We start from the raw sequence: 14,091 nt of genomic DNA on the forward strand, positions 1-14,091 counted from the left end.
GAGGGCGATTCCACGATCGTCGCGTGGCGACGTCCGCTGTTTGGCGGGGGCTTCAGGATACCGGGGAAATTTCAGGGGCCAGAACGGTAATCGTTGCGGGTACTGGCTTGCAATGCGAGCGTGATCCAAAGATAAACGAAATGTGATCACTTCCCGCCGCAAAATTTTGCACAATGACGGCAGCGCAGCTTTCCGCCGCGATTCGACCCGGGCCATCGATCGCCCGCCGACAACCGTTATCGAACCCGGCTTCGACGTGCCGCCCCCCACCGCCATGGACCAACCGAAACGCATCCTGATCGTCGAGGACGACGCCGACATCGCCGACGTGCTGAGCCTGCACCTGCGTGACGAGCGCTATGAAGTCGTGCACAGCGCGGACGGCGCCGAAGGGCTGCGCCTGCTCGAACAGGGCGGCTGGGACGCGCTGATCCTCGACCTGATGCTGCCGGGCGTCGACGGCCTCGAAATCTGCCGGCGCGCCCGCGCGATGACGCGCTACACGCCGATCATCATCACGAGTGCGCGGTCGAGCGAGGTGCACCGGATCCTCGGCCTCGAACTCGGCGCCGACGACTACCTGGCGAAGCCGTTCTCGGTGCTCGAACTCGTCGCGCGCGTGAAGGCGCTGTTGCGGCGGGTCGACGCGCTCGCGCGCGATTCGCGGATCGACGCCGGCACGCTCGACGTCGCGGGGCTCGCAATCGACCCGATCGCACGGGAGGCGAGCGTCGACGGTGCGCGCATCGACCTCACGCCGCGCGAATTCGACCTGCTGTATTTCTTCGCGCGGCATCCGGGCAAGGTGTTCTCGCGGATGGACCTGCTCAATGCGGTGTGGGGCTACCAGCACGAAGGCTACGAACACACGGTCAATACCCACATCAACCGGCTGCGCGCGAAGATCGAGGCCGATCCGGCCGAGCCGGTGCGAATCCTCACCGTGTGGGGCCGCGGCTACAAGCTCGCCGCGCCGGGCCAGCGGGACGTATGATGAAGCTCACGCTCACCCAGCGGCTGTCGCTCGTGTTTTCGGTCCTGCTGCTCGCGTGCTCGGGCGCGTCCGCGTGGCTGCAGATCCGCGCGAACGACATGCGCGAGAAGGAAGTCGTGCAGGCGTTGTCGCGCGACCTGGCCGCGAACATCGCCAACAGCGCGCCGCTGATGGACGCGAACGGGCTGCGCCCCGATGCCGTGCGTACGCTGTTCAGCCAGCTGATGGGCGTGAACCCGAGCGTCGAGGTGTACCTGCTCGACAACGCGGGGCGTATCCAGGGCGACGATGCTCCGCCCGGCCACGTGAAGCGCGACCGTATCGATCTCGCGCCCGTGCAGCGCTTCATCGCGGGCCAGCCGCTGCCGATTCTCGGCGACGATCCGCGCAGCCCGGACGCGCGCAAGGTGTTCAGCGCCGCGCCGCTGCAGCGCGCGGGGCAGCCGCCGTCGGGCTACATCTACGTGGTGCTGCTCGGCGAAGCGCACGACCGCCTGGCCGCACGCGTCGACGCCGGCAACGTGCTGCGCACCACGCTGTGGTCGATGGCGCTCGTCGCGCTGCTCGGCCTGCTCGCAGGCCTTGTCGCGTTCAGCTTCATCACGCGCCCGCTGCGCCGGCTGACGGACGCGATGCGTGGCTTCGACGCGAACGGCGCGCCCGACACGCAGCCGCCGGTGCCGCGCTCGCCGGCCCGCCGCGGCGACGACATCGTGGTGCTCGAATCCGCGTTCGCGCAGATGGCCGACCGGATCGGCGACCAGTGGCGCGCGCTGACACATCAGGACCAGCAGCGGCGCGAGCTGATCACGAACATCTCGCACGACCTGCGCACGCCGCTCACATCGCTGCACGGCTACCTGGAGACGCTGTCGTTGAAGGCCGACACGCTCGCCGAACCCGAGCGGCGGCGCTACCTGTCGATCGCGCTCGCGCAGAGCGCGAAGGTCGGCCGGCTCGCGCAGGCGCTGTTCGAGCTCGCACGGCTTGAATCGGGCGGCGTGCAGGCCGAGCGCGAGCCGTTCTCGCTCGTCGATCTCGTGCAGGACGTGTTCCAGAAGTTCGAGCTGACCGCGCAGGCGCGCGGCGTCGCGCTGCATGCGCGGATTCCGCCGCGCGTGCCGGTCGTGTCGGCCGATCTCGGGATGATCGAGCGCGTGCTGACCAACCTGCTCGACAACGCGCTGCGGCACACGCCGCCACACGGCGAAATCGAGGTCGCGCTGGAGCCGCAGGGCGACCGCGTGGTCGTGACCGTCGCGGATACCGGCGAAGGGATCCCGGCTGCGCGGCGCGAAGGGCTGTTCCAGCGGCCGCAGCGGCCGATGAGCGGCGGCACGGTGACAAGCGGCGGGCTCGGCCTGCTGATCGTGCACCGGATGCTTGCGCTCAACGGCAGCGGGATCCGGCTCGTCGACCGGGCCGGGCGCGGCGCGGTGTTCGAGTTTGCGCTGGCGGTTGCGTCGCTGCCGGGCGGCGACGCACGCTGACCGCCGCCGTCGTCGGCGGCGGCATCCGCCGCGCTTACCCGCCGCGCTTGCGCCGCACGTCGCTCGGCGTCGTGCCGGTCCAGCGCTTGAACGCGTGGCGGAAGCCGACCGCATCGCTGAAGCCGAGCGTCAGTGCGATGTCCTCGGTGCTGAGCGTGGTCGTGCTGAGGTAGTCGAGCGCGAGCGCCTTGCGCACGCTCGTCAGCAGTTCGCTGTACGACGTGCCTTCGGCTTCGAGCTTGCGGCGCAGCGTGCGCGAGGTCATGCACAGGATGTCCGCGATCGCGTCGATGTCGGGAAACTGCCCGGGCGTGCGCGTGAGTTCCTGGTACACGCGCCGCGTGACGCCGGCCTGGCTGCGCAATTCCTCGAGCAGGCTCGCGCAGTGCGACGACACCTGTGCGACGGTGATCGGATTGGCGAGCTGCGGCGCGCGCGTGAGCCACGCGGCCGGATAGCTGAGCACATGATGCGGCTGGTCGAACGCGATCGGGCATTCGAGCGCATCGGCCAGCGATGCCGCGTGCGGCGGCTCCGGCTGCGCGAACTGCGCACGTGCCGGCACGCACCATGCACCCATCACGTCCTTGATGATCGTCACGTGCAACGCGAACTGCATGTCGATCAGGAAACGGTACAGCGGCTCGTCGAGATCGGGCAGCCCGACCTCGTGCCGGTCCGGAAACAGCCACGAAGCGGTGTCGCCCTGTTCGACCCAGCGGATCGCGAGCATGCCGTTCGCGAGCCGGTGGTACTTGACGGCCGAATCGAACGCGTGCGCGAGCGATTCCGAGCACAGCATCGCGTAGCCGTACATCCCGTAGCTCGACGCGTGCAGCCGGCGGCCGACGCGCACGCCGAGATCGGTGCCGTCGTACCGGCCGATCGCACGGCGCGCGGCCGTCAGGAACTGCAGCGGCGACGTGAGCGTGAACGGATCGGCGACGTCGGCCGGCGTGAGGCCGGTGCCGTCGAGCACCGTGGCCGGGTCGAGGCCGGCCTGTGCCGCCACGTCGAGCAGCACGGCCAGCTTGGCCGGCGTGAAGCGCTGCTCGCGCAGCGCGTGGGCGGGGGCGGCGTCCGGCAGGCGGGCTGCGCGGGCGGCCGTCGGGTTCAAGAGCGCACTGCGCGGCATGACGGGATCCTGCGTCCGAATCGATATCGTTTACGGCACGCAATTCTGCGCGGGAACGATCCCATGCGCTACAGGGTTCACCCTGATACGCGCGCCGGTGCCACCCGGCGCACCCGGCCCGGCCTCGACCGGCGTCAACCGGCCTGGAACACGCCGGCCTGCCACGCGAAGGGCTTGGCGAGCCGGTTCCACGTGTTGATCTGCGCGACGATCAGCGTGAGCGTCGCCAGTTCGTCGCGATCGAAGTGCTCGCGTGTCGCGGCGACGAGCGCGTCGTCGATCGCGTGCTCGCTGATCAGCGTGAGCGCTTCGGCCCAGCGCAGCGCCGCCTGTTCCTTCGGGCTGTAGAGGCCGGGGGTCTCGTGCCATACGGGCAGCAGGTTGTAGCGCAGCGGATCTTCGCCTGCGTGGATGCCTTCCTTGATGTGACGGTCGAGACAATACGCGCAGCCGTTCAGTTGCGACACGCGTGCACGCACCAGCTCGACGAGCCTGAAATCGTGTCCGGTGTGGTTCGCGTATTCCTCGACGTTGAGCACGACGTCGAGCAGCCGGGCGGGGAGTTGTCCAAACGAGATGCGTTCTGGCATGGCGACTGACCTCTTGATGGAGCGGGATAGGTTCGCGGGTTGGATGTGTCGTGTCTGTTGCTCCGGCGCGGCACGTTGCCGCGATCGGCGGCATATGTGAAGTAATCCTGATTAAGCGGCCGCGGGAGCGACCGGCTGGGCCAGGGTATGGCGCAGGCGGAATCCGTTGTGCGGATGCGCGTGTATCGGCTTCATCGGCGGCGTTGCGCGGTGCGCTCGGCCGCGGCGAACCGGAAGCGAAGCGATCGTATCAGGCGCGACCGGCGGCCGGAATCGCCTGATCCCGTATGTTGTCCATGCTGATAACGCGATAGTCGGGCCGCCGGACCGGTCAGCGCTGAGCGTCCGGGCGAGCGCGCAGGATCGCGTCGGCGAACTCGACGAATCCGCTGCCGCCGGGGCCGTGCGTGATCCAGCGCGGCGGCACGGGCAGGTGCTGCAGATACTCGACCACGGTGCTCATGCCGGCCGTGTGCGTGAAATGGCCGAACATCGGCGCGTCGTTCGTGGAGTCGCCGGCGTACGCGACGCACGCTGGCGCGGCATCGGCGTCGACGCCGTAGGTGTCCGACAGCACGCGCAGCGACATCGACAGCTTGTCGTATCCGCCGGCCCAGCCGATGATCCACAGATTGTTGATGGTCGCGTCCGCGCCGGCCGCGACCAGCGCGTCGAGTACCCGGTCGTCCTGGTCGGAGCCGGTGCGTGCATACGCGAGCGACGTCAGCCTGAAGTCCTGGTCGTCCGCGAGGCGTGCAGCGGGTACGATCTTCTCGACATGCTGCGCGATACGCCGGCGTGCGTCGCGCGCGCCGGCGAGCGCGTCGTCCGCGTGCCAGTACCGGCGCTCGACACCGTGTCCGTCCGGGCTGCGCCGAATGAAGAGTCCGCCGTTCTCCGCAATCACGCCGTCGACCGGCCACATGCGCGCCATCTGGTCGCACCAGCCTGCCGGCGCGGCCGTCACGGGAATCACGCGCACGCCGTGCGCCTGCAGCCGCTCGAGTGCTGCATAGGTCTGCGCGGCCAGGCGGCCCCGATGGGTCAGGGTCTCGTCCATGTCGGTCAGCAGGAATCGGACCGACGCGAACGTGTCGGCGGGGGCCAGGGAAAGCGGCTGCATCGTCTCGACGAAAGAATGGCGATCGTCTGATTATGAAGAAGGGCGGCAGCCCGTGCCATGCCGCTTGATGCTTTGCAATCCGCGCGGTGGAATATGCGACTGCCTGCCGCGACAAGCGCGGTTGCCTAGACAAGCGGGCCCGCCCGCATGTCCGTTTCGATCATCTTTTCGGCCGCCCGGATCATTTGCAAAGCGCGTCGCGCGGGCGATAGTCGCCGGTCAGGCGACGGCCCGCGTCCTTCCGGCGTGCAGGCCGCCGTGCGAACGGTGTGCTGCGGGCGCACCGTCCCCCCGTGGAGTGAGACATGACGAAGAGACACTGGACCGGGTCGTATGGCTCGATCCCCGCCGAGATCGATGCCGATCGCCATCCTTCCGTAAGCGCGCTGCTGGACGACGCGATGCGCCGCTTCGCCGACCGTCCGGCGTTCCATGCGTTCGGCCGCACGCTCACCTATGCCGACGTCGACCGCCTGTCGACCGCGCTGGCCGCCTATCTGCAGCAAGTCGTCGGCGTACGCAAGGGCGACCGCGTGGCCGTGATGCTGCCCAACGTGCTCGCGTTTCCGGTCGTGTTCGTCGCCGTCGCGAAGATCGGCGCGATCCAGGTCAACGTGAACCCGCACTACACCGCGCGCGAGCTCGAGCATCAGCTCAACGACGCGGGCGTCGAGGTGGCCGTCGTCTGCGGCGGCTCGATGGGCACGTTCGCCGACGTGGTCGGCGGCACGCGCGTGCGCACCGTGCTGAGCGTGGGGCGCGGCGATCTCGGCGTCGTCGATGCGCCGGCCGGCACGTGCGATGCACTGCCACCCGGTTCGACCGCGCTCGCGGACGCCATTGCGGCCGGCGAATCGCTCGCGTACGAACCGGTTGCGCTGGGCGGCGCGGACCTGCTGCTGCTGCAATACACGGGCGGCACGACCGGCCTGTCGAAGGGCGCGGCGCTGTCGCATCGCAACCTCGTCGCGAACATCGAACAGTTCGCGGCGATCGTGCCGGCCGCGCGCGAGCCGGGCGAGGAGGTCGTCGTTACGGCGATCCCGCTGTATCACATCTTCGCGCTGACGGTGAACTTCCTGTCCTACTTCGCGATCGGCGCGCAGAACTGGCTCGTCGCGAACCCGCGCGACATGGACGGCTTCATCGACGTGCTGAAGGCTGCGCGGCCGACGGTATTCGTCGGCGTGAACACGCTGTACGCGGGGCTCGCCGGCCATCCGCGCCTGAACGAAGTCGACTGGTCGCGGCTGAAGCTGTCGGCCGGCGGCGGCGCGGCGGTGATCGACGTGATCTCGTCGCGCTGGAAGGCGGTGACCGGCAATTTCATCCGCGAGGGTTACGGGCTGTCGGAAACGTCGCCGGTCGTGTCGTTCAACCCGCAGTCGATCGACTCGTTCACGGGCACCACGGGCCTGCCGTTGCCGTCGACCGACGTGATGCTGCTCGACGACCAGGATCGCGAGGTGGCGATCGGCGAAGCGGGCGAGATCTGCGTGAAGGGGCCGCAGGTGATGGGCGGCTACTGGCAGAAACCGGACGCAAACGCGGCCGCGTTCACGGCGGACGGCTATTTCCGCACCGGCGACGTCGGCGTGTTCGACGCGGCCGGCTTCCTGCGGATCGTCGACCGCAAGAAGGACATGATCATCGTGTCGGGCTTCAACGTGTATCCGAACGAAGTGGAAGCCGTCGCGACCGCGCTGCCGGGCGTCGCCGAGTGCGCGTGCATCGGCGTGCCGGACCCGCGCACGGGCGAGGCCGTCAAGCTGTTCGTGGTGCTCGCGCCGGATGCCGGCGTGACCGAGGCCCACCTCGTCGAGCATTGCCGCGCGAGCCTCGCGGCCTACAAGGTGCCGAAGATCGTCCGCTTCGTCGACCGGCTGCCGAAGTCCACGGTCGGCAAGATCCTGCGCCGTGAACTCAGCCGCACCGACTGATGGCGCCGACGCGCCGCGCGGCCGTGGCTGCGCGGCCCGGTGCGCCGAAGGTCCCGAAGGCCCCGAAGGTCCCGAAGGTGACGCACGGGCCGCTCAAGTACAATGCGAGCGGTTCGATCGACGGGGACCCGATGACCGGCTCAGATGCCCTTTCCGCCCGGCCCGGGCGTGCGATGCCGTCGCCGAGCGCGACGGTGCCGATCTCGCTCGTCAACGGTTTCCTCGCGAGCGCGGGGGCGCAGCGCGACGTGGTGGAGCGCTACCTGCGCGGCGCCGGCATTCCGATCGAGCTGCTCGGCGAGCCGCACGCACGCGTGACGGAGGAACAGTTCTCGACGCTGTACCGCACGCTCGCGATCGATCTCGACGACGAGATGCCCGGCATCTTCTCGCGCCCGTTGCGCGGCGGCACGCTCAAGTACCTGTGCCTGAGCCTGCTCGATGCGCGCAACCTCGAAACGGCGCTGCATCGTTTCGGACAGTTTTTCCACATCCTGCTCGACGATTTCTTCGTCGAATCGAAGCGCGACGACCTGATCGCGCAGGTGCTGCTGCGCCCGAACGACGCGATTGGCCCGATCGGCGCGCTCGGCCAGGAACTGATGCTCAAGCTCGTGCACGGCGTGTGCTCCTGGCTGATCGGGCAAAAGATCCCGCTGCTGCAGATCGAATTCGCGTGCCCGCGGCCGCGCCATGCGGTCGACCACCTGTATTTCTTCACCGGCTCCGTGCAGTTCGATTGCGAGCGCACGCTGATGCGTTTCAGCGCCGATTACCTCGAAGCGCCGATCCGGCAGAGCAAGCGCAACCTGCGCAAGTTCCTTGCGCGCGCGCCCGGCGACTGGATCTTCGAATCGTTCAGCGAACAGCTCGTGTGCCATCGCGTGCGGCAGTACCTGTCGGCGGCGCTGCCCGACCTGCCCGTGATCGACCACGCGGCCGAGCACCTGCACTGTTCGGTACGCACGCTGAGCCGCCACCTGGCCGCCGAAGGAACGACGTTCCAGGTGCTGAAGGACGAGTTGCGGCGCGACATCGCGATCCAGCGGCTGACCGACACGCCCGACACGATCGCGGCGATCGGCGCCGATATCGGTTTCGACGATCCGAGCGCGTTTCACCGCGCGTTCCGGCACTGGACAGGGAGTACGCCGGGGACTTACCGGCGGCAGGTGTAGGACGCGGGGACGCCGGTGTGTGCGGCCGGCGCCCGTATCCGGCGCCCGGCGGCGATGCCATCGCGGGTCGCACGCAGATTTCGAAACATGCACATGATTCTGGTAACTTGACGCACCGGCCCGAGCGCTTCGCGACGGCCATCACCCATCTTTCATAATATGACATTACAGATTGGGATTCCGTTGGAGACAGCCACCGGCGAACGGCGCGTAGCGACCGTCCCCGAAGTGGTCGAGAAGCTGGTCAAGCTGGGGTTTTCGGTCGCCGTCCAAAGCGGCGCCGGGGCCGGCGCGAATTTTGACGACGACGCGTACCGCGCGGCCGGCGCGAGCGTTGCCGCGACAGCGGCCGAGCTCTGGTCCGGCAGCGACATCGTGTTCAAGGTGCGTCCGCCGACCGGCGACGAAGTGGCGCTGATGCGCGAGGGCGGCACGCTGATCGGCTTCGTCTGGCCGGCGCAGAACCCCGAACTGATGCAGCAGCTGGCCGCGAAGCGCGCCACCGTGCTGGCGATCGATTCGCTGCCGCGTACGCTGTCGCGCGCGCAGAAGATGGACGCGCTCACGTCGATGGCCAGCATCAGCGGCTACCGCGCGGTGATCGAGGCCGCGCACGCATTCGGCCGCTTCCTGAACGGCCAGGTCACGGCGGCCGGCAAGATTCCGCCGGCCAAGGTGTTCATTGCCGGTGCCGGCGTGGCGGGCCTCGCCGCGATCGGCACGGCCGCCAGCCTCGGCGCGATCGTGCGCGCGAACGACACCCGGGCGGAAGTGGCCGATCAGGTCAAGTCGCTGGGCGGCGAGTTCGTCAAGGTCGACTACGAAGAGGAAGGCTCGGGCGGCGGCGGTTACGCGAAGGTGATGAGCGAAGGCTTCCAGCAGGCGCAGCGCGCGATGTACGCGCAGCAGGCCAAGGATGCCGACATCATCATCACGACCGCGCTGATTCCCGGCAAGCCCGCGCCGAAGCTGATCACGGCCGAGATGGTGCAGTCGATGAAGCCCGGCAGCGTGATCGTCGACATGGCCGCCGAACAGGGCGGCAACTGCGAACTCACGGTACCCGGCGAGGCCGTCGTGCGCCACGGCGTGACGATCGTCGGCTACACGGATCTCGCGTCGCGCCTGTCGCGGCAGTCGTCCACGCTGTATGCGACCAACCTGCTGCGCGTGGTCGAGGAGCTGTGCAAGGCCAAGGACGGCACGATCAACGTCGACTTCGACGACGACGCGATCCGCGGCCTCACCGTCATCAAGGAAGGCAACGTCACGTGGCCGCCGCCGCCGATCAAGCAGGCGGTCGTCGCGCCCAAGCCGCAGGCGGCGCCTGTCGCGACCGCGCCCGCGAAGTCCAAGGGCCACGGACATGCCGGCGAGCCGATGTCGGCCAAGGCGCTCGCGATCGTGTTCGCGATCGGCGCGCTGGCGTTCCTGTTCGTCGGCCAGTTCGCGCCGGCGAGCTTCCTGTCGCACTTCACGGTGTTCGTGCTCGCGTGCTTCGTCGGCTACATGGTGATCTGGAACGTCACGCCGTCGCTGCACACGCCGCTGATGAGCGTGACCAACGCGATCTCGTCGATCATCGCGATCGGCGCGCTCGTCCAGGTCGCACCGCCGCTGGGCGAGCTGGCCAACGCCGGTGACCGTCCGTCCGGGTTGATCCTGGGCCTCGCGGTGGGCGCGCTGACGCTCACGGCCGTCAACATGTTCGGCGGCTTCGCGGTGACGCGTCGCATGCTGGCGATGTTCCGCAAATAAGGGGACGACAACCATGACTGCAAACCTGACTACCGTCTCCTATATCGGCGCCGCGATCCTGTTCATCCTCAGCCTCGGCGGGCTGGCCAACCCTGAAACCGCGCGTCGCGGCAACCTGCTCGGCATGATCGGCATGCTGATCGCGGTGCTGGCCACCGTGGCCGGTCCGCGCGTGTCGGCCGCGGGCATTCCGTACGTGATCGCCGCACTCGTCGTCGGCGGCGCCGTCGGCCTGTACGCCGCGAAGAAGGTGCAGATGACGCAGATGCCGGAACTGGTCGCGCTGATGCACAGCCTGGTCGGTCTGGCGGCTTGCCTGGTGGGCTTCGCGAGCTACATCGACACGTCGCTGCAATTCACCGGTGCCGAGAAGGCGATCCACGAAGTGGAGATCTACGTCGGCATCCTGATCGGCGCCATCACCTTCGCGGGCTCGATCATCGCGTTCGGCAAGCTGTCGGGCAAGATCGGCGGCAAGCCGCTGCTGCTGCCGGCACGGCACTGGATGAACCTGGCCGCGCTGCTGATCGTGATCTACTTCTGCCGTGCATTCCTGCATGCGGAAAGCATTCAGGACGGCATGCTGCCGCTCGTCGTGATGACGGTGATCTCGCTGCTGTTCGGCGTGCACATGGTGATGGCGATCGGCGGGGCGGACATGCCGGTCGTGGTGTCGATGCTCAACAGCTACTCGGGCTGGGCGGCGGCCGCGACCGGTTTCATGCTCGGCAACGACCTGCTGATCGTGATCGGCGCGCTGGTCGGCTCGTCGGGTGCGATCCTGTCGTACATCATGTGCCGCGCGATGAACCGCAACTTCATCAGCGTGATCGCGGGCGGCTTCGGTAGCGGCGCGGGCGCCCCGGCGGCAGCCGGTGGCGGCGGTGCGCAACCGGCCGGCGAAGCGGTCGCGGTGAGCGCGGCGGAAACGGCCGAGCTGCTGCGCGAGGCGAAGCGCGTGATCATCGTACCCGGCTATGGGATGGCGGTGGCGCAGGCCCAGCACACGGTGTTCGAACTGACGAAGCTGCTGCGCGAGAAGGGCGTCGACGTGCGTTTCGCGATTCACCCGGTCGCGGGCCGCATGCCGGGGCACATGAACGTGCTGCTGGCCGAAGCGAAGGTGCCGTACGACATCGTGCTGGAGATGGACGAGATCAACGACGACTTCCCCGAAGCCGACGTGTCGATGGTGATCGGCGCGAACGACATCGTGAACCCGGCGGCGCAGGACGATCCGACGAGCCCGATCGCCGGCATGCCGGTGCTGGAGGTGTGGAAGGCGAAGACGTCGATCGTGATGAAGCGCAGCATGGCTTCGGGCTATGCAGGCGTCGACAATCCGCTGTTCTACAAGGACAACAACCGCATGTTGTTCGGTGATGCGAAGTCGATGCTGAGCGAGGTCTTCGGTGTGCTGAAAGCCTCCTGATCGCGGCCGCGCGACCGGCGCGGGCCGCAGGCCCGTTCCGGACGCGTGGTTCCTGCATACCGTCGGCCCGCCACGTATCGTTGATGCATGGCGGGCCGATGCACATGCGGCGCGGGGCGTTGCTGCCGGTGTTGATGTGGCCCCGATGAACGTGGCACGCGAGCCGGCCCGGCGCGTGATGCAACCGCACCGGGCGCGCGTGGCCGGTATTCGCGTGCGCTTCCCATAACCGGCTCCCATTGCCGCCGGCCCAGGCCCGATCCGCGGCATCGGCGCCTGCCGCGGGCACGCCGATTGCTCGCCGAATCCGCCAAACCCGAATTCGCCACACCCCTGTCCAGCCGGCCTTTCCCGGCAACGCCCCCCTATCTCGTGGCCGATTTTGTCACCATGTGGGCCGGATATGACAATAGGAATCGCCGGCGGCGGCATTACGATGGGTCACCACGTCGCCCGGGTCTGGCCGCTTCTGCCGCATCGAGCCCTGAGCGCACCTCATTCACCGCCTGATTGGAACATCGACCATGAGCTATAACGCCCCCGTCAAGGACATGCTGTTCGTGCTGAAGGAACTCGCAGGTATCGACGCCGTCGCGCAGTTGCCCGGTTTCGAGGATGCCGGTTACGACACGGCGCAGGCCGTGCTCGACGAGTCCGCGAAGTTCTGCGGCGAGGTGCTGGCGCCGCTGAACGTCGAAGGCGACCGCAACCCGAGCAGCTGGAAGGACGGCGTCGTGACCGCGACGCCGGGCTTCGCGGAAGCGTTCCGCCAGTTCGTCGAAGGCGGCTGGCAGGGGCTGCAGCATCCGGCCGAGTACGACGGCCAGGGGCTGCCGAAGCTGATCGCGACGCCGTGCATCGAGATGCTGAACGCGTCGAACCTGTCGTTCGCGCTGTGTCCGCTGTTGACCGACGGCGCGATCGAGGCGCTGCTGACGGCCGGCACCGACGAGCAGAAGCAGCGCTACGTGCCGAAGCTGATCTCGGGCGAATGGACCGGCACGATGAACCTGACCGAGCCGCAGGCGGGCTCCGACCTCGCGCTGGTGCGCTCGCGCGCCGAGCCGCAGGGCGACGGCACCTACAAGGTGTTCGGCACGAAGATCTTCATCACGTGGGGCGAGCACGACATGGCGGACAACATCGTCCACCTGGTGCTGGCGCGCACGCCGAACGCGCCGGAAGGCGTGAAGGGCATCTCGCTGTTCATCGTGCCGAAGTTCATGGTCAACGAAGACGGCTCGCTGGGGGCACGCAACGACGTGCACTGCGTGTCGATCGAGCACAAGCTCGGGATCAAGGCGAGCCCGACGGCGGTGCTGCAGTACGGCGACCACGGCGGCGCGATCGGCTACCTGATCGGCGAAGAAAACCGCGGCCTCGAATATATGTTCATCATGATGAACGCGGCGCGCTTCGGCGTCGGGATGCAGGGGATCGGCGTGGCCGACCGTGCGTACCAGAAGGCGGCGGAATTCGCGAAGGAACGCGTGCAGAGCCGCCCGGTGGACGGGTCGGCCAAGCAGTCGGTGACGATCATCCATCACCCGGACGTGCGCCGCATGCTCGGCACGATGCGCGCGCTGACCGAAGGCGCACGGGCGCTGGCATACGTGGCAGCCGCGCACAGCGACATTGCCCACCGCCATTCGGACGAGGCGACGCGCAGCCGTCATCAGGCAATCTACGAGTATCTGGTGCCGGTGGTGAAGGGCTGGAGCACGGAGATGGTGAACGACGTGGCGAGCCTGGGCGTGCAGGTGCACGGCGGGATGGGCTTCATCGAGGAGACGGGCGCGGCACAGTACTACCGCGATGCACGGATCCTGGCGATCTACGAAGGAACAACCGCGATCCAGGCGAACGACCTGGTCGGGCGCAAGACGATGCGCGACGGCGGCGCGGTGGCGAAGGCGCTGCTCGCGGAAGTCGGCGACACGGTGACGGCGCTGGGCAAGCTGGACGGCGCGGCGGCCGCATCGATGAAGGCGCAGCTGGAGAAGGGCGCCCGCGCGCTGTCGTCGGTGGTGGATTACGTGCTGGCGAACGTGAAGCAGGACCCGAACGCGGTGTTCGCGGGCAGCGTGCCGTACCTGAAGCTGGCGGGCGTGGTGCTGTGCGGGTGGCAGATGGCGCGTGCGCTGGTGGCCGCGCAGGCGAACCGCGCGAGCGACCCGGCGTTCTTCGACGCGAAGATCGCGATCGCGCAATGCTATGCGGAGCACATTCTCGTGCAGGCCGGTGCGCTCGAAGCGTCGATCGTCGGCGCGAAGGGCAACGAGAGCGTGCTCGCGTTGACGGAAGACCAGTTCTGACCGGTTGACGGTCGGGACGCAGGAGGAGACAGGATTTTGACCACACAGGACTTGCTCGCGCAATACGGCCCGCGCGAATCGATGGAATACGACGTCGTGATCGTCGGCGGCGGCCCCGCCGGGCTGTCGGCGGCGA

At 68.2% G+C, this 14,091-nt stretch carries 10 protein-coding genes; 7 read left to right on the forward strand and 3 right to left on the reverse strand.

Features of this window, described 5'->3' with window-relative positions:
* Positions 1–274: 274 nt before the first annotated feature.
* Positions 275–994, forward strand: a complete 720-nt coding sequence (locus BLA15945_RS25580) for a response regulator transcription factor (protein WP_174993676.1) — start codon at positions 275–277, stop codon at positions 992–994.
* Complete coding sequence (locus BLA15945_RS25585; protein WP_059242521.1) at positions 994–2,484, forward strand: HAMP domain-containing sensor histidine kinase; 1,491 nt, start codon at positions 994–996, stop codon at positions 2,482–2,484. The genes BLA15945_RS25580 and BLA15945_RS25585 overlap by 1 nt, the downstream gene beginning before the upstream one ends.
* 34 nt (positions 2,485–2,518) lie before the next feature.
* Here the strand turns inward: BLA15945_RS25585 and BLA15945_RS25590 are convergent, their stop codons facing one another.
* The 3 genes from BLA15945_RS25590 to BLA15945_RS25600 all read right to left on the reverse strand — a co-directional run bounded on the left by BLA15945_RS25590 (position 2,519) and on the right by BLA15945_RS25600 (position 5,332).
* Entirely contained in the window at positions 2,519–3,619 is a 1,101-nt protein-coding gene (locus tag BLA15945_RS25590; RefSeq protein ID WP_059242242.1) for an AraC family transcriptional regulator, read from the reverse strand.
* Between the two features lie 134 nt (positions 3,620–3,753).
* Positions 3,754–4,209: a carboxymuconolactone decarboxylase family protein gene (locus BLA15945_RS25595; protein WP_059242240.1), complete on the reverse strand. Its 456-nt coding sequence runs from the start codon at positions 4,207–4,209 to the stop codon at positions 3,754–3,756.
* Between the two features lie 331 nt (positions 4,210–4,540).
* Positions 4,541–5,332: an HAD-IIB family hydrolase gene (locus tag BLA15945_RS25600; protein ID WP_174993677.1), complete on the reverse strand. Its 792-nt coding sequence runs from the start codon at positions 5,330–5,332 to the stop codon at positions 4,541–4,543.
* A 305-nt stretch (positions 5,333–5,637) separates the two neighbouring features.
* On the opposite strand from BLA15945_RS25600, the gene BLA15945_RS25605 reads away from it, so the two are divergent.
* The 5 genes from BLA15945_RS25605 (at position 5,638) to BLA15945_RS25625 (ending at position 13,955) form a co-directional block, all read left to right on the forward strand.
* Entirely contained in the window at positions 5,638–7,272 is a 1,635-nt protein-coding gene (locus tag BLA15945_RS25605) for an AMP-binding protein (RefSeq protein ID WP_174993678.1), read from the forward strand.
* On the forward strand, positions 7,272–8,450 hold the full coding sequence (locus BLA15945_RS25610; protein WP_174993679.1) for an AraC family transcriptional regulator: 1,179 nt from the start codon (positions 7,272–7,274) through the stop codon (positions 8,448–8,450). Before BLA15945_RS25605 ends, BLA15945_RS25610 begins: the two co-directional genes overlap by 1 nt.
* Before the next feature lie 159 nt (positions 8,451–8,609).
* Positions 8,610–10,208, forward strand: coding sequence for a Re/Si-specific NAD(P)(+) transhydrogenase subunit alpha (locus BLA15945_RS25615; protein ID WP_174993680.1), 1,599 nt, complete (start codon positions 8,610–8,612; stop codon positions 10,206–10,208).
* A gap of 13 nt (positions 10,209–10,221) precedes the next feature.
* Entirely contained in the window at positions 10,222–11,640 is a 1,419-nt protein-coding gene (gene pntB / locus BLA15945_RS25620) for a Re/Si-specific NAD(P)(+) transhydrogenase subunit beta (RefSeq protein WP_059242233.1), read from the forward strand.
* A gap of 524 nt (positions 11,641–12,164) precedes the next feature.
* Positions 12,165–13,955 carry an acyl-CoA dehydrogenase gene (locus BLA15945_RS25625; RefSeq protein ID WP_059242231.1) on the forward strand — a complete coding sequence of 597 codons (1,791 nt, stop codon included), beginning with the start codon at positions 12,165–12,167 and terminating at the stop codon, positions 13,953–13,955.
* Positions 13,956–14,091 lie beyond the last annotated feature (136 nt).

Origin of the sequence: Burkholderia arboris, from assembly GCF_902499125.1 — a bacterium.
In the GTDB taxonomy this organism is placed as follows: Bacteria; Pseudomonadota; Gammaproteobacteria; order Burkholderiales; family Burkholderiaceae; genus Burkholderia; species Burkholderia arboris.